15 protein-coding genes and 2 pseudogenes are annotated in these 19,061 nt (G+C 58.9%); 13 read left to right on the plus strand and 4 right to left on the minus strand.

Annotation, left to right across the window (positions count from 1 at the left end):
• Positions 1-33: 33 nt before the first annotated feature.
• Positions 34-198 carry a hypothetical protein gene (locus B5527_RS44870; RefSeq protein ID WP_154072720.1) on the minus strand — a complete coding sequence of 55 codons (165 nt, stop codon included), beginning with the start codon at positions 196-198 and terminating at the stop codon, positions 34-36.
• Between the two features lie 190 nt (positions 199-388).
• Here B5527_RS44870 and B5527_RS37060 point away from each other — a divergent pair, with 190 nt between their 5' ends.
• From B5527_RS37060 to B5527_RS37075, 3 genes are all read left to right on the plus strand, one after another.
• Positions 389-628: a helix-turn-helix domain-containing protein gene (locus B5527_RS37060; RefSeq protein WP_079605896.1), complete on the plus strand. Its 240-nt coding sequence runs from the start codon at positions 389-391 to the stop codon at positions 626-628.
• A 103-nt stretch (positions 629-731) separates the two neighbouring features.
• On the plus strand, positions 732-1,469 hold the full coding sequence (locus B5527_RS37065; RefSeq protein WP_079605897.1) for a hypothetical protein: 738 nt from the start codon (positions 732-734) through the stop codon (positions 1,467-1,469).
• Between the two features lie 566 nt (positions 1,470-2,035).
• Entirely contained in the window at positions 2,036-2,215 is a 180-nt protein-coding gene (locus B5527_RS37075; protein WP_079605899.1) for a hypothetical protein, read from the plus strand.
• Positions 2,216-2,615: 400 nt separating this feature from the next.
• Here B5527_RS37075 and B5527_RS37085 read toward each other — a convergent pair whose 3' ends face one another.
• On the minus strand, positions 2,616-4,592 hold the full coding sequence (locus B5527_RS37085; RefSeq protein ID WP_245332399.1) for an AI-2E family transporter: 1,977 nt from the start codon (positions 4,590-4,592) through the stop codon (positions 2,616-2,618).
• 593 nt (positions 4,593-5,185) lie between these two features.
• Here B5527_RS37085 and B5527_RS37090 point away from each other — a divergent pair.
• The 7 genes and pseudogenes from B5527_RS37090 (at position 5,186) to B5527_RS37130 (ending at position 12,193) form a co-directional block, all read left to right on the plus strand.
• Positions 5,186-6,142: an ABC transporter substrate-binding protein gene (locus tag B5527_RS37090; protein ID WP_172842780.1), complete on the plus strand. Its 957-nt coding sequence runs from the start codon at positions 5,186-5,188 to the stop codon at positions 6,140-6,142.
• Between the two features lie 594 nt (positions 6,143-6,736).
• Complete coding sequence (locus B5527_RS37100) at positions 6,737-7,033, plus strand: hypothetical protein (protein WP_154072721.1); 297 nt, start codon at positions 6,737-6,739, stop codon at positions 7,031-7,033.
• A gap of 12 nt (positions 7,034-7,045) precedes the next feature.
• Positions 7,046-7,642, plus strand: a pseudogene (locus tag B5527_RS37105) (dienelactone hydrolase family protein); the annotation flags it as partial.
• 9 nt (positions 7,643-7,651) lie between these two features.
• Positions 7,652-7,999: pseudogene (locus B5527_RS37110) on the plus strand (transposase); the annotation flags it as partial.
• A gap of 780 nt (positions 8,000-8,779) precedes the next feature.
• Positions 8,780-10,222 (plus strand): hypothetical protein, encoded by a 1,443-nt coding sequence (locus B5527_RS37120; RefSeq protein ID WP_154072722.1) that lies wholly within the window; start codon positions 8,780-8,782, stop codon positions 10,220-10,222.
• 321 nt (positions 10,223-10,543) lie between these two features.
• Complete coding sequence (locus B5527_RS37125; protein ID WP_079605907.1) at positions 10,544-11,050, plus strand: YidH family protein; 507 nt, start codon at positions 10,544-10,546, stop codon at positions 11,048-11,050.
• An 18-nt stretch (positions 11,051-11,068) separates the two neighbouring features.
• Positions 11,069-12,193, plus strand: a complete 1,125-nt coding sequence (locus B5527_RS37130; RefSeq protein ID WP_079605908.1) for a sulfite oxidase — start codon at positions 11,069-11,071, stop codon at positions 12,191-12,193.
• A gap of 312 nt (positions 12,194-12,505) precedes the next feature.
• Here B5527_RS37130 and B5527_RS37135 read toward each other — a convergent pair whose 3' ends face one another.
• Positions 12,506-15,253 carry an ATP-binding protein gene (locus tag B5527_RS37135; RefSeq protein WP_172842782.1) on the minus strand — a complete coding sequence of 916 codons (2,748 nt, stop codon included), beginning with the start codon at positions 15,251-15,253 and terminating at the stop codon, positions 12,506-12,508.
• 291 nt (positions 15,254-15,544) lie between these two features.
• On the opposite strand from B5527_RS37135, the gene B5527_RS37140 reads away from it, so the two are divergent.
• From B5527_RS37140 to B5527_RS47245, 3 genes are all read left to right on the plus strand, one after another.
• Positions 15,545-15,943: a histidine kinase dimerization/phospho-acceptor domain-containing protein gene (locus B5527_RS37140; RefSeq protein WP_079605910.1), complete on the plus strand. Its 399-nt coding sequence runs from the start codon at positions 15,545-15,547 to the stop codon at positions 15,941-15,943.
• Entirely contained in the window at positions 15,940-17,037 is a 1,098-nt protein-coding gene (locus B5527_RS37145) for an HD domain-containing protein (protein WP_245332400.1), read from the plus strand. The genes B5527_RS37140 and B5527_RS37145 overlap by 4 nt, the downstream gene beginning before the upstream one ends.
• Positions 17,038-17,133: 96 nt before the next feature.
• Positions 17,134-17,469 carry a DUF417 family protein gene (locus B5527_RS47245; RefSeq protein WP_276329296.1) on the plus strand — a complete coding sequence of 112 codons (336 nt, stop codon included), beginning with the start codon at positions 17,134-17,136 and terminating at the stop codon, positions 17,467-17,469.
• 170 nt (positions 17,470-17,639) lie between these two features.
• Here the strand turns inward: B5527_RS47245 and cynR are convergent, their stop codons facing one another.
• Positions 17,640-18,560, minus strand: coding sequence for a transcriptional regulator CynR (gene cynR / locus B5527_RS37155; protein ID WP_079605912.1), 921 nt, complete (start codon positions 18,558-18,560; stop codon positions 17,640-17,642).
• Between the last annotated feature and the right edge of the window lie 501 nt (positions 18,561-19,061).

Raw genomic sequence — 19,061 nt, forward strand, 5'->3', positions numbered from 1 at the left:
AACCACAGGTCGAGCGTGAAGTGCAGGTAGATGTTACTCTGAATCGTACTCCGGCCGGCTACACCATGCCAGGAAGCCCAGGAGCAACCAGAGGACGAACGCGATCCACGTCGGGTGCACGGTAATCAGGATTATCAGGAGGGGAAAGCCCTTCCCCAGCGCGACGGCGATCAGGGTGGCGATCAGATCGATGGCCAACCAGAAGACGACCCCAGCCGAACAGGCTGGACGCTCTCTTGCAGAACAAGTGCATGGCAATTCTTTCCTAACCACGGTCATTTTTCTAAACACCAATCGTTCCTCCCGTGATCGACGAACAGAGGAGATCGAGTCGGATTTCGGCTTTAAAGCCGTGGGCTAATAAACCACAGGTTGGTTGGCTGGGTACATGGACCTGCGCCAACTTTTCGCGACGAATCTCCGCCGCCTCCGGCATGAGAGGAGGGTCTCGCAGGAGCAGTTGGCCCACGATGCCGAGGTCGACCGGGCTTATCTCAGCCGGGTCGAGCGGGCCGCGACCTATGTGGGGCTGGAGATCATCGAGAAGCTGGCCACGATCTTGGAAGTCGATCCGGCAGAGTTCTTCCGACGGCCCAGCAGGTCCGGCTCTCGCAGGAAGGCCGACTAGATCCCCTGCCGGCCCGGCCCATCACTTGAGACCGGCTGGCCCCATATGTCCTTCCCGAGGATTTCAGTTTACGGCCAGCCTCCTCAGCGATCGGAGGCCCAGGGTGAACATCGACCGTCGGCAGCTATTGATAGGCGGGACTTGCGTCGCCCTGGCCGGATCGTTCGGGGCCTTGGGTGCCTGTCCCCTCCCCTCCATCCCGGGCGAGGGTCGATGGCACCTGTTGACCCGGTCCCTCCTTGAACGGTCACGCAGAGCCAACCGGGGTTGTGGGCTCCCGGACAGGGCTCGGGTCGAACGGACGATCCGGCAGTTCAGCGACGCTTCGGGCTGGACCAAACCTCTTGTTATAAAATGGATGGATAGTCCGACGGACGCGTTCGACCACCTCAGCCGGTTCGGACTCGACGCGCTCCTCGACATTGGGACGACCAAGTTCTGGCGTCGGTTTCAGCCTCCGGCGTCACAGGATGCAAGCGCGTTCGACCGGTCCTTCGAAGCCCGGATGCTGGCGAACGAACTCCTCTGCGTGGACGAGCATGACCGGCTCCTCATGGCTCCGAAACTGCGCGCCAAATCCAGAGCGGTGTCGGCGAACGCGTCGGACGGGGAGGTCTTCCGGGTCAGGGCCGTTTCGTCGCAGATCGGGTGGCTGGAGACTTCGATGGCCGACGCTGCTGCACAGGCCGCTTCCAACATCGAGCTGCTGCTCGGCACAGGGGAGCCCGAACGATCGGTGGCGATAGATCATCAGTTGAAGGTCTTCGAGTCGTACGAGCAGGGACTGCTGGCGACCTGGGAGACGCCGGACGCCCTAATCTGCGTACCCAAGTACATTTGAGCCACCGCCCGTTGATCCCGGCCGCTACGTCCGGCGGCAACCCGGACTCCCTCTCAGCGTCTCGCGATGTCCGTTCATCGGGGCAAAGCAGAAGTCGCGTGGAAGCGCCGCCACTCCGAGTTTGACCCCACTTCGGACCTCAGGCGGCGGATTGTCGCGGCTACCCGCCGTTAAGCCACAAATATAAGTTGTTGGATTGGAACAATTCGTAACAAGGGTTGTTGGCTTGATAATCCCCAAGCGAAGCGGGATTGATTTAGCCACCGTCCGCCGCCCACAATGATCAAATCATTTGCAGCCACCTTCGCTATACTCGCTGTCTTGGGAGCCTCGGTGATCGCGTTACCGTCGTTCGCTCCGAAAGCGGATGCCAGCGAAGGACTTGCACTGGCAAAGTCCGATCGGCTCGCAGTCCGATCCCCTCCTCAGGATTGCTTCAAACAGATTTGGCCGGACTTCGCCACGGCTTGTTTGCGCAACGGCGGTTCGGAAGCAAAGGTTATCGAAGCGCGCCTCGTGGCCGTCCGTCGCTAGGACTCTCGGCGAATAACAGTTTAGGAATTATGATGCTTGATGTCCAAATCAGCCGGATTCACAGCGGTGCAATTTGTAATGAAATCGGTGAACGGCTTTCCGCGGCTCTAGGCCAGCAATCGAATGAATTGCCCGCTCGCTTGCTTGCGCTGATCGACGAACTGGTGAAGGTCGAACCTCCCGTCGTGCCGTCAGACGCCCGGCCGATTTGAACGCATGAAAGATTTCTCAAACGCATCTTTCCCACCCGACACCATCGCGGTCATGACGTTGGCAATGAACGCTGCGCTCTTGACCCTTCCGCATCCGGTCAGTTCGAGGCATCAATTCTGCGGACAGCCAAAGACGGCGAGCGAGACCAAAGGGCTTTGGAGCGTATGGCCCTGCTGGAACTTCAAATTTCGCCGCGCCTCTAGTCATTGTTCTCTTAAATTCATTCTGGTTCTTGGCGGCACGGCTGTGGTCCGCCGCTCGCCTGTATGTAGCCCGCTTGGAGCGGCCGACATTGGTCGGTCGTAATGCGGCAATCTTGCCGTCAAGATGAAACAAGAGAGATTGATCGGACGATCATGGCAGCCATCTGCTCCGTGTTGTCAACCAATTCTCACGCAACTACCGTTGCAAACTTTTTCTTCTTGGAGGCTGCTGGTCCTCAACTCCCGTCGCCTCAATACACAGCTTGAGGGCTTCGCCCAGGCTGGAGGCAACGAGGTCTGCTTTCGCTCCCTCCCGCAACAGTTCCAGCGCGGCCGGTTCGATATCCCTGACCCAACAGCCCAAGATAATTGTTGCCTTTGGCGACTTCCGCCTTAGGCGCCGAACTGAATAACGCATGTGTGCCGGTCCACTGGAATCAAGATACACTAAGCAGATGATGGCAACGCCGGTAGTCTCAAGTCGGAAGACGTTCGTCGTAGAAAGCGCTTCTGCCCCTTCGACCCGTGCCGCTAGACCGTGGGCTGTCGATAGCTGCGCTAGCATAATCGCGGCCGCTTCGTCGATGAGGCTACGTCCGGCCAGACAGAGGACGGGATGTTCACCTTGCCATTCAAGCGGTAGGTCTTCCTTGCTGAGAAAGGACAAATTTTCACGCGCCGAATCTTCAGCTACGCTTTCCACCGCAGACGATGCTTCCGCATCGGTGGTTAAATTGACTTTCGCCGACGTCCGATCTTCCTGATCGGAAAGATCGCCAGCAAATTCGCTGACGGCATCTCGAATCTTTGTGAGACGTGCGGGGTCTAGCGCGCCGCGCTCAGCATCAACTTGTGCCAGCTGCAAACCCTTCAAAGCGACCTCATCATAGTACGAGGCGAGAGACCGTTCCTTCAGGAATTCTTCGGCCTTTTCGGCAGCTTCCGTAGGATCACCAGCCAACATCCGCTGGTAAAAGATCTCGGGGGGAGAAAGAGCAGGTCGGTCCCCAAACATGACGTCAAGAAATTCGAGGCGTTCCACGTGACGCCCGAGTACAACTAGGCACACCGTTAGAGGCGTAGCGAGGACGAGCCCAATGGGACCCCAAAGTGCGGTCCAAAACGTTGCCGACGCTACCACGGCAACGGGAGAAAGCCCCGTGCTGCGGCCGTATACCATCGGCTCGATAACATGGCCGACTACCGGTTCAACAATTATAAAGAGCGTAAGCGTCCACAAAAGCATCGACCAGCCGGGATCGACGGCGACCGCAAGGGCGAGCGGGAATGCAGCGGCGATGACGGCGCCTATGTATGGTACGAAGCGGAGTACCGCCGCCAGGATGCCCCAGAGGATCGCACTTGGAATGCCTATGAACCAAAGGCCTAAACCAATCACCACGCCAAAGGCACCGTTCACAATGAGCTGAGTCAGAAAAAGTCGACTGAGGCGTCTCGCCGCGTCGTCCAGCGCTGCAGTGGTACGTTGGAGGTCATATGACCCCGCCAAGCGAATGATCCGGTTCCGCAGATCTTCGCGTTGAAGCAGAATGAATATGACAAAAATAATGATGATGCCGGTCGTCGCGAGCGGATGAACGAGCGGGGAAATCAAAGTTCGCAGGCTCTCTAGTGCACCAGGATCTGGCTGGCGGACTTCCACGGGAACGGGCGCCTGTGGTCGCGTTGAATTCGGACTAACGATCGAGCTTGACGCATCCGCGGGAACGGCGACTTTTGGCTTATCGAGTTCTTTGCTAAGATCCTTCAACATGTCGGAGGCGCGTTCCAGTGTACCCCTGCCAGCTTTTGTATCCCGGAAAGATTGGATTTTCTCGCTTATCGTCGATTGATAACGTGGAAGATCTCCGGCGAGCTGGGTCAGTTGCGTGGCGAGAAGACTCCCCATCGCAAAAATGAGCGCAAAGGCAAGGACGACCACGCTCACGACCGCAAAGCCGCGCGGCACATGGATGCGTTGTAGTATTGCTACTAGCGGTGCCAGCACGAAGCTCAGCAGAATCGCCAATGCAATGGGCACGAAGATCTCGCGACCAAAATAGAGCATGCCAATAATCATAGCCGCGAGAATCGCAGTGGCCACTGCGCTGAGCAGCGCCATAAGTTCTTCAGTAGTACGCGCTTTAAATGGCTGCCTGATCAAAGGCTTCATTTGCTTTCCATAACCTGGATCCTAGCTTTCCAACATGCTCGTGCAACAAGGGCGCCCCATTTCCATAAAAAAAGCCGCTCGGGCATGACACCGTGCGGCTTCATAAAGCGACTGCTGGGCTCCCAGTTCCGCCGCTTTCACCCAATAGATGGGCAGCGCAAAGGTTGCGTGGATAAAAAAAAGAAATGTTCGTCAGGTTGCTACCTCCGGTGCATGGGGTGGCCCGAACAAGTTTCTCATTTTCTCTGTGGGGCGCCTTTTTTGGTAATTTTCGGGGATGACAGACGTACTGATGGAGAGGCGGCGACCGATCAGGCCATGACGTCTAGGAAGGACCGGCGCCGGCGCGATGTCGCTTGATGGCACGAAACGGACATGCCGACCCTATTGAGCGATGTCCGTTGTTGGGGCCAAAGCGGAAAACATCTGCTCGCAGCGAGTATTTCGCCTTTTGACCCCGAACCGGACCTGGCCCCGACAGGCGTTTTGACACCCAATCCTGCCAATTGGCGTTCGCTGCGCTATCGCGAGGCTGCTATAATCTCAATATCGTCATCACGTTTTGACGAGGCCATATGCGTCGGCGCGAGCTCATGGCACTTGTTGGGGCTGCAGCGGTTTGGCCGTTCGCAGCGTACGCGCAACAGCGCGCGATACCGGTCGTTGGGCTCTTCATCCCATCGGAAACCGCGACCGCGAAACCACGGGTCGAGGCTTTTGTTCAGCGCCTCCACGAACTCGGTTGGATCGAGGGTCGCACGGTTGCAATTGAGTATCGGTGGGCGGAGGGACGCACCGAGCGCTTCGCTGAGATCGTCGCCGAGCTCACCCGGCTCAAAGTTGACGTCATCGTCACCGCGGGGGCATCGCCGGTCGCTGCCGCAAAACGGGCGACGTCGCTCATCCCCATCGTCTTTGCAGTTTCTTCGGATCCGGTTGGTACCGGCCTTGTCGCTTCGTTGGCGCGTCCGGGCGGCAATATCACCGGCTTGTCGTACCTAGGTCCAGATCTCGCGGCCAAGCGTCTTGAAATTGCCCGCGAGGCTCTTAATGGTCTCGCTCGGTTGGCGATCATGGCTGACAGCGGCGCATCTGGTGCGATGCTAGAGATGCACGAAGTTCAAGCCACGGCAAGCAAGCTCGGTCTCCCGGTGGTCCTATTGGAAATTCAGCGGAGAGACCAGATCGCACCGGCCTTTACGACGCTAAGAGAACGCGCAGACGCGCTTTATGTCTGTTCTGATCCACTGGTCAACGCTAATCGCGTCCACATCGTTACCTTGGCGCTCGGCGCATGGCTTCCGACTGTTTTTGGTGAGCGAGAGAATGTTGATGCGGGAGGGCTCTTATCCTACGGGCCAAACATTCCAGACCTGTTTCGCCGCGCTGCTGGGCTTGTTGATAAGATCCTACGCGGCACGAAGCCTGCCGACATCCCGGTCGAGCAACCGACCAATTTTGAACTAGTCATCAACATCAAGACCGCCAAGGCGCTTGGTTTGACTATACCGCCGACCCTTCTGTCCCGCGCGGACGCGGTGATCGAATGAAATGGTGGCATGTCTGCTTCTGGCGGCACCTTTGAGACATGCCGCCCGACACTGTAGACGTCTGCTTATTGGGGTGGACCGGAAGTGACCGGCCGGCGGTCAAAACGGCGCTTTTGACCCAGGCTGTGTGAAAACGCTGTCAGTGATATGATTTCTCAGCGATTTGGCCGGAGGATTCGATGACGCGCTTTGTCGTTGGCTATCCTACTACGTCACTCTCTTGCTTTTTGCCTGCAAAAGTGAAGCTACATTCGCGGCCGATGACGACCATGGGTCAACTTTGGCGCAACGTTGGTGCGCGCACTTGCCACGTTGTATCAAGTGCTCAGCGTGTGGAAATTGATCACAGCCCGTCATTCGCATCAATCGCCCAGAGAGCGGATTTCAGTGTGCTGAGAAGCTCGCCTTTTTCCTGCTCGAGCCGCGTCCGAAAATGCCGAACATGTCACTGAGCCGCAAGGAAGCCGACGACCTTGCCGCCTACATTGCCGGACAGACGGTGATATTCCGTAGTCAATGCTTTCACTTACCCGCACAAATGCGCGGGTCTGTCGGACAGGGTCGTAACACAAGCGCTGTTAAGCGGAATATTGGATGATGAGCCTCCCTCTTCGCGTTATCTCAATCGCGCTGTCCGCATTTCTGATTATTCCGCTGATGGGCGCGGCTCCGCCTCCGATTCTCCCACTCTCTGAACGCGTCACCTTTCTCAGCGCCGATGGCGCAACGATGCTGGTAGGCTACATCTTCAGACCGCAAGGTCGCCACGCCGCAAGAATGCCGGCGGTCGTCATGATGCACGGGCGAGCCGGCGCCTATTCGTCGGCGGCGGACGGAACCTACAGCGCGACGACACTTTCGAGGCGTCACCAGCAGTGGGGGCATCTCTAGGCGCAGCAGGGCTATCTCGCCATTCTCGTGGATGGCTTCGGTCCGCGGGGCTATCCGCAAGGTTTTCCACGTTTCAGCTACTTCTCTCGGCCCGAGACGCTTAACGAAGTCACCGTTCGCCCGCTCGACGCTTATGGTAGGCTCGCGTGGCTTCGCAAGCGCAACGATGTAATCTCGGATCGCATCGCGTTGCAGGGATGGTCGAATGGCGGTAGCGCCGTACTCGCCACAATGGCGTGGGTCAGCGCACCCGGCGTTACGTCGCTGACGCCGGTCACAGGTTTTCGGGGCGCGTTGGTGTTTTATCCGGCGTGTGGATTGAAGGGTCAGTTTGACAGCGGTCTCGTTCCCTATGCGCCGGTCCGGGTCTTCCAAGGCTCCGCTGATGAGGAAGTCTCGCCGCGCTATTGCGGTGAACTGATCGACAGGAGCCGCGCGCGAGGTGGGGACATCCAGATCACGACCTATCCCGGCGCGACCCACGACTTTGACGATCCTAGCAAGGACCGCCGCGATGTGCCGGCGAATGCGGCGGCAACCAAGGGCGCGATGCCGCGTGCCATAGCGTTTTTTGCAAGCGTTCTAAACGCGCAAGCCGTCCCCAAATAGGTATTCGCTGTTGAGGCGATCGGCAACGGCACCGGATTCAAGCAGGGCCGCGACTTTGGCGCTTGGCTGGGGCTCGTGCCGAAGCAGGAGTCGACGGGGGATCGCACAATCCTGGGCAAGATCTCCAAGCGCGGCAACAAGTACCTGAGAACACTGTTCGTGCAGGCCGCGCACGTCGTTCTCGAGCGGCGGCCGAGCGCAGCGATGCGGGGTTTGTGGCCCTGGGCCGAGCAAGCTTCAAAACGGCTGCACCGCAACATGCTGGCGATCGCGCTCGCCAACAAGCTCGCCCGCATCGCCTGGGCGGTTCTTTCGCGCGGTGGCACCTATCAACCGAGGATCACCCATGCCGCATGACAAAGGCCCGCTCAGGTTCACCAAGGAGATGCCCGCCACCCCTCTCCGCCACCATCACTCGCCTCATGGGGCGAGCGAGCGACGGTGGCTCCGAGGGGATGGCTTCACGTGATCCGGCTGACGTCAAACATCAGAACGGAGACTAAGTAGTTTAGTATCGACAGCTTTCCCACCGAGGTCTGCGAGATGGAATGAAGAGATGGACGAACGGTCTGCCCCGGCGCAACCAAGAGACTGGCTGCCATGATGGCCCAACGAGGTCTTTCTCTTAGTCAGCCTGGATGCGCGCGGATAACCTTGCTTATGAAGGTTACTCGTGAGCGCAGAATATCTGCAAGATTGAAGAACGCGCGAGCATTGCATCGGCCATGTCGGTTCATGGCACCTTTGAGACATGCCGGACCTAGCGATGAATGTCGGCTTTCAGGGCGAGACCGGAAGTAATGGCGACGACGCCAAACTGTCGCGATTGACCCATAACGGTCATCGGCCGTTTGATTGTCCGGCATTTGATTGATCGCGGTCACCAGCGGTAAACTAGCCAGTTATCCGCCGATATTCTCCCACGATTACACGATCTAGTTTGAGCACCTATCTCCTCGGAGATATTGAATGAAATGCATGTTCTAAAAACGTGCGAGGCCTACCAGGCAATTTCCCAAATGAGATACTCTGCTTGGTTCAACGCGCAGATAAACTATCCATGATCCGATGGCGACTGGTGGGCGATTCATGATTCGAAGAATTCTTATATCGATTGGTCTTTGGATAGCGCTTACAGTGACCGCACTCGCGGATGGTCAGTACTGCATTGTCAAGATTGGCGATCTCGGCAAAAATCTGTTGATCGGGCGCAACTTCCATCGAATACCCGGGCTGGCTCCGATTTTTACGCCGACAGGAACAGGTGCGCGCTATACCATTTCGTCGGATCGGCGTCTAATTCCGTATGGCGAACCATACCCGACAAGCTATTTGGATCAAAATCCCGACCCACGCAGCAGCTTTGCATTTAACGACCATTGGAGGGTCGAGCCTTGGAGTGGTCGAATAGTTGCCTCGGCGTGGGCCCCACATGTGGTTGCTGTTCTTAAGCCCGGGGCGCATTCATTCCAAACGATAGGAGAGCCTAACTACAGCTATTCTCCACCCTTTGTCCTGCCGCGATCCCACGAAACCGTTATAAGCCGGGACGGCAAAGCATGGGTGGTTGGCATAGGCTCGCTTGAACCATGGAAACCAGCCGACGGTCTTATGAAAGCCGGGGCTGACGGAATTGATAGTGTTTATGATGCACCCTCCATCCCGGCAGTCATTGTTATCGATACTGCGCATCGTCTTTGGGGTTCTCTAGACAATGTCAAATGGCAGAAACTGGCTAGTCTGGATAAAGATGCTTTTGGAAGAGTGTTCGATTCGCCGGGGGCTAACTCCGCACTGTTTGTCTCATTGAAATCGGTCACAAGAATCTCGAAAGCGGACGAGGGTGGCAAGTCAGTATTGTTGGCCGAGACTTTGTCGTCGACTAACGCGAATGGCGCGGATCGCGATTTTGCCTATCTCCCTCAGTTCGGCGAAGTGCTGCAATATGCTAGGGGCACTCTCGGTGAAGTTCTGCGGCATCCCGGACTGTCGCTACTGAGGCAAAGTTGGCGAAAGCTTACAACTAGAGGATTCGAGCCCATAAGCGGCGCGGATGATGCCGGTGCCGCGCCGCAGGGTGCGGCCGGCTGGAGAGTGACGGCTCTAAAATCTCTGAATGTTGCCCTGATTGACGGCAGTGGAGGCCTTTTCACCTATGATGGAAAGCAAGTTGTTTCAATTAAGAATGGTGAGCGAACAAAAATCGGGAAATATCCAACGTATTACGATTTGCCCGCCATCGAACGCACGCTTGTAAAAACGCCGCTTGGATTGAAAGTATTGAGCGGCCAAGAGTTGGTTGACGTTCCCATAGAGTTTCCGAGCCCGGTGATCATGGTCAGCGATTGGCCGGAAGCAGACCGTGCTGTCATTTTCTCTGCTGACAAAGTTTCGATAATTGATCGCGAACTGAAGGTCAGCGAGACGTTGGACAGCAAAGGGATAGACTTTGATTCTTCGGTCTCGGGTGGCACAAATCCTGAGACCGGAGATTTAATCTTTACAGGCAAGCGCGGGACCTACTTGATTGTAGATGAAAAACGAAACGGAAGCGATGCCTGCATTCCTAACGGTAACTGATTTGGGATGGCAGGAAACGTTCGCCTGCTCCGGGCAATTTCAATGCGAGGGTACGAAGCTGACCTAATCAGCAGACAGCGCGAAGTCTGCTTTTGGCACGAAACGGTCATGGCGTGATGCTGACTTGAGTCCGCTTTCGGGTGTAGAGCGGAAAACATCTGCTCCAGATGAGTATTTCGCATTTTGACCTAATGAGACATCTGCTCTTGATAGGAGGCGGCCCGATCGGAGTCGCCTCCGCCTACATCAAACGATTCTCCGACCACTAAAATCAAGCGCAGCCAACTCAAGAATAAACTCGAATTTAATGGGCAAGTCAGCATGGGCCGCCACCTCTCAAGTATCGCACACAAGAAGGCTGCGCGATCCCGTGGAGCCGGTGAAGTTGAAATGGATACGCCCATAAAAGCAAAGCCAGCGGTGGACCTGCGGGACTATCTGGCGGAAGAGCGAACGTTTCTCGCCTGGGTTCGCACCGGCATCGCGCTGATGGGATTCGGGTTCGTGGTGGCGCGCTTTGGGATTTTCTTGGAGCAGCTCCACCTACCGCAACGGTTTTCCGCCGCTCAGCCCCACGAGTTTTCACCCTGGTTTGGAGTCGCGCTCATCACGACCGGCGCACTCGTGAACCTGTTTTCCGCACGGCGTTTTATGCACCTGGCCGACGAAGTAGACCGGAACCAGTTCGCAGATCGCTCGCTCTCCAGGCAAGGTGTGTTCACGGCCTCGTTCCTGACGCTGGTCGGCATTGCCATGACCATTTACCTGATCTTATTTCTGGCGCAGCCGCCGGACGCGGCATTCGTCAGCATCGCGAGCGGCAAATAGGCAAATAGGGAGAAAATCATGGAAGGCTCGGAAAGGCGCTACGTCGACAATACGATTCAGTTCCCTTCGGCGGGTCTCATCATCCGGCAAAAGGAGCCAAAGAATCTGGAGGCTCCATTCGACCGGATCGACTCATATCTCACTCCCACAGAACTGTTCTACATCCGCAGCCATTTTCCGATACCAGCCTTGGACCGTGCCGCCTATCAACTACGCATCGACGGTGCGGTCAGGCGTCCATTCACATTGAGCTACGACGAGCTGCGCAACATGCCGTCCGAGACCCGGGTGGCGACTTTGGAGTGCGCCGGTAATAGCCGAGTCTTTCTCGTCCCGCAGGTGCAAGGCGCTCAGTGGGAACTCGGAGCCGTCAGCAATGCAGAATGGACTGGTGTGCCCCTGCGGGCCTTGCTGGATCGCGCCGAGTTGTCAGAAGATGCCTGCGAGATCGTGCTGGAAGGAGCGGATCGGGGAACACCTAAAGAAGAGCCCATACCTCCCGAACCGATCTCGTACGTCTGGGGTGTGCCCCGGGCCAAGGCAATTCAGCCGGAAGTCCTGATCGCCTACCAGATGAACGGTCGCGATCTTCCGCGGGATCACGGATTTCCGGCCCGCGCAATCGTTCCTGGACATTATGGAATGGCGTCCGTCAAGTGGCTGACGGGTATCCACGCCGTACGCGAACCGTTTCACGGTTATTGGCAGACATCGGATTATGCCTACTGGGCTTCGATGGATGGAAAGCCCGTGCGGCGCCCGTTGGGAGAAATGCAGATCAAGTCCGAAATCGCGCGACCACGTGTCTACGAAACCCTGGCCCCGAACCAGATCTACACGGTTTCCGGCGCTGCATGGACGGGCGAGACCGACGTGACCGAGATTGCAGTGAGCACCGATGGTGGCCGGACCTGGGCCCAGGCAGAATTCCTGGACCCTGTGCGACGGCATGCGTGGCGACGGTGGACATTCGATTGGCTGACACCGAAAGAACCGGGGCAGTACACGTTGCTGGCTCGTGCCAAGGACGCGGACGGCCTGATCCAACCTGACAAGCACGACCAGAACTACGGCACCTACGTGATCAATCACCCTCTCCCAATTGACGTGTTCGTAGACGGTTCTGGAGGCCCGCGACCGTGACGCCGGAGCACGCGCTCACCGAACACGCCAGTTGGATTTTGATCCACCCGAGGTCACGTCCGGTTCTGACCCCTTCTCGGACATCGAGCTGTTACATCCGAGATGCTAGATGGCGTAGCGAATACCAGTTGCAGTTTCGCGGCTTTTCTGACGTTCCTCACGGCGCTTCTCCCAATGTCATGCGTTACGGCGGCAACCCCTCAAGCAAGGTGCGGGCAGCCTGCAAATCCGCGGTCGCGAAACCTTCGGTGAACCGATCATAAACCGATGCAAGCGGTGCTCTCGCCTCGTGGCGGCGACCTTGGCTCACCCTCAAACGGGCAACGCTGAGGGCGACCCGCAGCTCCCAAATAGAGCGCCCTGCTCGCGGACCATTTGGGCCGCCTGGGTAAAGCAATCTTCGGCCGCCAAGACGAGTTGATCGGCCGCTTGCTGGAGCAGAACTTCGCCTTTGATGCGGAACAACTCAGGGGCATACCACCCGCGCCCGCCCGCGCCCTTGCGGTCGGCCGCCATCGCGTCATCCAAGGCAATGAGAGCCTCGTCGAGCCGCCCTATCCCGGCAAGCCCTAACGCGAGAGCGCCCTTGTACTCCTCATACGATATGTGCCACCCGGTTCGGTCGCAGGTCTCGAAGGCATCGCGCAACACCAGCAGGCCTTGCGCGAACTCGCCGCGTTCGACCAACAACTTCCCTTTCAGGAAGTGAGCCGCGGTCTCCCAGAGGTGCGCGTTCGAACCTTTGGCCACCTCGATCAAGCGCGCGATCTCCCGATCGGCGGTTGCGAAGTCACCTGTCATCTTTGACATGCGGCTGATGCCGTACAGTGTCCGGCAAAGCAGGAGTGGGTGATCTGCGCCTTGCAGCTCTTTCAGGCTCAGGCGAGCTTCATTGAGCGCCTGGTCTGTGAAACCCTGCATCCAAAGCGCCGCAGCCAACGTCGCCCGGTCCGCCGCATGGTCGTTCGAATTGTAATAAATCGCGTCGCGGCGGTCCCCCGACGCGGCGGAAAATCGAAGAACGCGTTCCAAATATTGCTGGGCCTCGCGAGATCTGCCTCTCGTGAGAAGCGTGGCGGCCATTTGCTGATAGGCGAAGCGGAGGTGTATCGGGTCGCCGATCCGATGCGCAATTTGCTCGATCCGTTCCGCGGCGATCTGCGCCCTACCGTATTCCCCGCGAGAGAAGTAAATGGATATCAGCATCGACAGAGCCCCCGCCTGCGCATTGAGATCATTCAGCGCATCGGCAGTTGCGAGGGCCTCGATCAGGAGAGCTTTTGCCTGTTCTGGGGAGCCCATCGTGATGAAGATCGCGCTCGCGAGGTTTATCTGCAGCTCCATTCGCAGCGGCATGTTCGCGGTCACATGTGGTTCAAGACTGAGCAACGCGCGTTCGCAGCGCTCGCTGCACTCACTCATCTGCGACAGGTGTCGCCAGACCGGCGCATAGGCGACTGTGAGGTCGATGCCAATCGCCTGGTCTCCGGCCGAGGAGAACGACCAGTCGAGCGCCGCGCGAACGTTGTCGATCTCTCGGACATGGCGCGCCAAGTCCTCATCCGATAAAGACGATCTGGCGCCTCGCGCCTGCGGTGTGAAGAGATCGCGAAAATACAATGCATGGTGTTCCGCGGCAATGCCGGCCTCGGCGTGCTCGACAAGCTTCTCGAGCGCGTAGGCACGGATCGTTTCCAGCAGAGTCCAGCGGGCGGCGGCGCCCGATTTGTCCAGCGCCACCCATGATTTTGCGATGAGATTGGCGATGCCGTCCAGCACCGCCGACGCATCGAATCCGGTATCCGTCATGACGGCGACGGCGGCATCGATGGTGAAGCCGCCGGGGAAGACGGCCAGGCGCCGCAGCAACCACCGCTCTGTTTCGGGCAGCAGCTCATGGCTCCAATCGAGCGTCGCGCGCAGTGTCCGCTGCCGCGGAAGCGCGGTGCGGCGGCCGGCCGTCAACAGCGCGAAGCGATCGCGCAAGCCGGCGGCTACCAGCTGAACGCCGAGAACCGCCGCGCGAGCCGCCGCGAACTCGATAGCGAGCGGTATGCCGTCGAGGCGCCGACAGATCGTGGCAATCGAGGCGAGGTCTTCGGCGTGCGGCGAGAAGCCTGCGTTCAGCGCTTTTGTCCTGGCGATGAACAGCTCCACCGCGCTGTATTGCAATATGTAGTCCGGCGCCGCTTGCCCGGGAGCGGGCACGTCGAGCGGCGGAACGCGATAGACGGATTCACCGTCGATCCGCAGGACTTCGCGGCTGGTTGCCACAATCGTGGTGCGGGGGCACAAGCGCGTGAAGGTCTCGGCCAGGTTCGCCACCGCGTCGATGACGTGCTCGCAATTATCGAGCACAAGGAGAAGATGTCTTCCACCAACGGCGCGAGCGACAGAGTCCGCCGAAATCTCGCCGGCGAGCTTGAGCCCGAGCGTGCTGGCTACCGTGGACGGGACGAGGCCGGGGTCGGACAGCGAGGCCAGTTCGACGATCCACCCCCCGTCTTCAAAGTCGGGCAGGAGGTAACGGACGGCTTCGATGGCCAGGGAGGTCTTCCCGATGCCGCCGGGGCCTGTCAAGGTCACCACCCGATAGGCAGAGACGAGGTCTCGGACAAACTGCGCAGCCGCGGTCCGACCGATCAGGCGCGTAATGAGCGGGAGAAGATTGTTCGCCGGTGGCGCTCCGGATGTGCGGGTCAGGGGTGAATAGACCGGCGGGGCGGTCCCTTCCCGCTGCTGGGGGGTCCAGCTCCCGAGCAGGCGATAGCCGCGACCGGAAGCGGTCTTCGGCAGGCCACGATCCGGACCCAGCGCCTTGCGGACCGCGGAGATGTGAACGTGGAGCGTACCTTCGCCGACGATGGCGCCCGGCCACACCCGTTCCATCATATGGTCCTTGGTGACGAGCTCGGTGGCCGATTGTACGAGGACCTTGACGATCTCGAAGGCCCGGCCGCCGAACGGCACCGGAATCCCGCGCGACCGCAGCTCGCGCCGGCCGAGGTCGATTTCCCATTGCTCGCACGCATAGACCAGATTGGCGCTTGCTTCAGACACGCCGGCCTCGCGGATTAAACAGGCTGAAGTCTTGCCCTCTCATATAGCCCGCGGCTACGGCGAAACCGAAGGTATTGTCAAACGTAAGACCATCAACGGTAACCATGCACCGCGAGCATCTGCGCCAGTCGCGATCCGAGCCCCGCGGTTGGTAGGCGTGGACGACAGAAGCGGTCTTTGAGAGACAGCCAGGCGACCTCACCGGGACAGCCGCAATTAATAATTCTTAAGATCGGCCCTAAGGAATCGCCCTCCGGGAGCGGCTACACCACCCAAGTTCGGAGGTGTGCCATGCCCAACGCCGTCGACGAGACCAGCGCCGTTACCGCAACCGTGTTTGCCAAGACGTTCCAGCCGGACCCTCCGCGCGCCATCATCTCCGAGGAGCCCGCGTGCGACAGCGAGCCGCGCTGTCACGAAACACAGACGGAGTTGGCGCGCGCGAACCGGGTCGCGATCCCAGGACAGCTATCGGCGTCGACTGCCGAAATCAACCAGCCGATCAGCGCCGTCGTCATGAACGCCGAAGCCGCTTTGCGGCTGCTCCTCGCCCAGCCGACAGATACGGAAGCAGTCCGGCGGTTGCTCGCTTGTATCGTCAAGGACGGAATGCGCGCTGGGGACATCGTTAACCGCACCCGTGCGGATGCCGGAGATCGGCACGTCCGGTTCGATGATAGTGGTTCTTGAAAAAGGTCAGTGTGACTAAGATCGAAATAAATATTTCGGCACGCGTTTCAATTTCAATTTTTCACGCCACGTTCCCTGTGAACGGAGCGCGCCGAGGCTGCCATGTGCCAGTAATGGCGGCGATCGTGCTATCGGCGGGCATACACCTACCAACCGGCATTCCTTTATCGCCGGTGCAAGAAGCGCTGACAATTTTCGCGCCCAAGCACCGCTTGGGCGAGCGTTGGGATGTTCCGTCGAGGGGGAAGAACCTCAAGGAGAGAGCCATGATCCAGATGAAGCCTCGAAAATTAATGCATCGCCGCGCGTTTTTGAAGGTGTCTTCCACCACAGCGGGTGCCATTGCAGTCAGTAGTCAGCTCAGTGAGCGGGCCGCTGGGCAGTCTGTTGACGAGTCGTCAACATTTCGTCGCCCCAAGACCATTCTTCCGGTGCCAACTCCTTCGCCCCAGTTTCAGCAGGTGGAGGCCGGAGTTCCCGACACTCAATTGACCCGTGAGGCGGCCGGGTTGCTGCGAGAATTCAGCACGCCGGTGCTGATCAACCATTCGCATCGCGTGTTCTTCTGGGCAAACGAGATGGGACGCCAAACGGGACAGAAGTTCGATGCGGAGCTTCTGTTCATCTGCGCTGCCTTCCACGATTTGGGTCTGGTTAAGAAGTTCAGCAGCGACACTGACCGTTTCGAAGTCGATAGCGCGAACGCGGTCCGTCAGTTTCTCGAGCATCATGGCGTGCCCAGCGCCCGCATTCAGACCGCCTGGGACGCGATAGCGCTTCACACCACTCCCGGCATTGCGGCGTACAAGCCCTTGGAAGTGGAGCTTCTGTACAACGGCGTAGCCCTGGATTCACTCGGCGTTGGGTACGAAACCTTTCCTGCCGAGGTTCGTACGAAAGTGGTCACCCAGTTTCCGCGGGTCAATTTCAAGCAGCAAATCGCAGAGGCATTCTTTCATGGCTTCGAACACAAGCCTGAAACGACTGTGTATACCTGCAACGAAGACATCTGCTCGCATTTCATCCGCAACTACAAGCACAGCAACTTCTACGATCAGGTCCAGAATTCACCGTTCCAAAACTCGCCGGTGTGAGAAGCGCCGACAATTTGCACACGCAAGCATCGCCTGGGCTCTCCTTGTGCTGTCCTACCAGGGTCGACATCAAGGAGAGCGCCATGATGGGGCATCGTGGGCGCAACGCTCTCGTTCCTGACGCCGTTCGTGACGTTGTCTTTCCTGATCACGACGCCGGATGCGTGGGTTTCGGCGCTTGGCGATGCGCAGCACGGCTTTCCTTATCTGTCAGGCGCCGGTCGGCTCGTGCTGAAGGATATCATGCTGCTGGCCGGCGGCCTGCTGATTATGGCCGACAGCGCCCGCGCCTTCCTTGACGCGCCCTTTGGCCAAACTTCAGACGATGCCCGCCAGCAAGACCTCAGCTGCCCCGACAGAGTGAGCGCAGTCAAAGCGAGCCTCGCGCGCGCATCGTCCGAGGCTCGCGGCTTGCACCCGACGCCGGGATAGCTACCGCAGAGCGGTACATTGCAAGATGTCTCAGACGTTAAGTAATCTCACTCGATTACCTCATCATGACGGTCGCCAGGGCAGACTATGACCGCGCAGGTTCTTTGGATTGTCTGCCGCAACTCGGCACAGGTACGAAGCATGTACTCCCATCGGCTCCACATTACGCTCTAGCCGATACGATGATGCCGCCCGCGGCCTTGGCCCTCGATCGCCTTCGTATAGTCCTTCGCCACCGCAACGAAGGCGCGGGAGGCAGCAGTACGATAACCGCCGCGCCGTTGGAGCAGCGCTACGCGCCGGGATTCGATTGCGGGTGTGAGCCGTACGACGCTGAGGCAAACGTGTTCCTGCGCCACTGTCTCGGGCAAGATTGTCGCTAAACTGGTGGCGCCGACGATCTCCACGATCGCGGCGATCGAATTGGCTTCCACCGCCACATGCGGCTGAATGCGGTGACGGCGGAGATAGCGGTCCACCGTTACGCGCGTCGCGAAGGTGGGCCCAAGCAGTGCGAGCGATTCCGCGGCCAAAGCTATCGTGTCCATCTCCCGATCGCCGCTGGCTGCCGGATGCTCTTGCCCGACGATTAGGGACAGCCGCTCCGCGTGCAATGGCAGCCACTCGACGTCCTGCGCAACGACGTCGCTGAAAGCCAAGCCGACATCGAGTGCGTCTGTGCTCACCGCGCGCTCCATTTCTTCTTGCGCCATCTCAGTGACGGTCAAGACAATACCAGGGAAGCGATCGCGGTACCGCCTGATCAACGGTGCGAGCAGATAAATCGCAAAGGAAGGCGTAAAGCCCACACGCAGCGCACCGCTCGAAAGGTCCTCAACATCGCGGATCGCACGGCTGCCGACTTCCAACTCATCAAGCGCCCGCTGCACATGGCGCAGGTAGGCCTCGCCCGCATCGGTGGGACGTACCTTTCGACCAGTGCGGTCAAGTAGCTGCACCCCCATCCGCTCCTCGAACTCGCGAATCTGTTGGGAAAGGGCAGGCTGGGACACATGCAGCGCACTAGCGGCGCGAGTGAAGCTGCCGTGGTCCGCGACGGCCTTCAGATAGCGGATGGGGCGCAACAGCATAAGCCTGGCTTATCGCGATCTTCAGAGATGGATCTTGAACGGTTATAGCCCGAACGCGCAGCTTTGTCTTCGACACGTTCAGGAGCGAGAGGCCTCATATGAAAGCACTGGTCGAGGCAGGTTCCGGAAGGAGGTGCCTGGATCACTTCCTCTCACAGGAAGATCGAGGTCCCATTCGTAGTGAGCCCTTCTGTCCTCGCCGCTCTGCCGGCGCTTGCGGCAGAGAGATGTGAGTACTTTTGCCGCCGACGCCATCGCCACCGACCGTAGCGGCCAAGCGCAGGTAAATGGCATCAGCATCCATGCTATTGCCGCGAAGATAGCGGTCCACCATCCCGCGCGCCGCGAAGGTTTGCACAAGCAAGGATGGCGGCGCTGTGGCCAGCGCTGCCGCCGTCTCCCGATCACCGTTCGCGGCCGGATCCTGTCGCACGATGTGGGACAGCCGCTCCGTGTGGGCCGCCACCCTCCAGCTCATCCGGTGCCCGCCGCACATGGCGC

The organism is Bradyrhizobium erythrophlei, assembly GCF_900129425.1.
In the GTDB taxonomy this organism is placed as follows: Bacteria; Pseudomonadota; Alphaproteobacteria; order Rhizobiales; family Xanthobacteraceae; genus Bradyrhizobium; species Bradyrhizobium erythrophlei_C.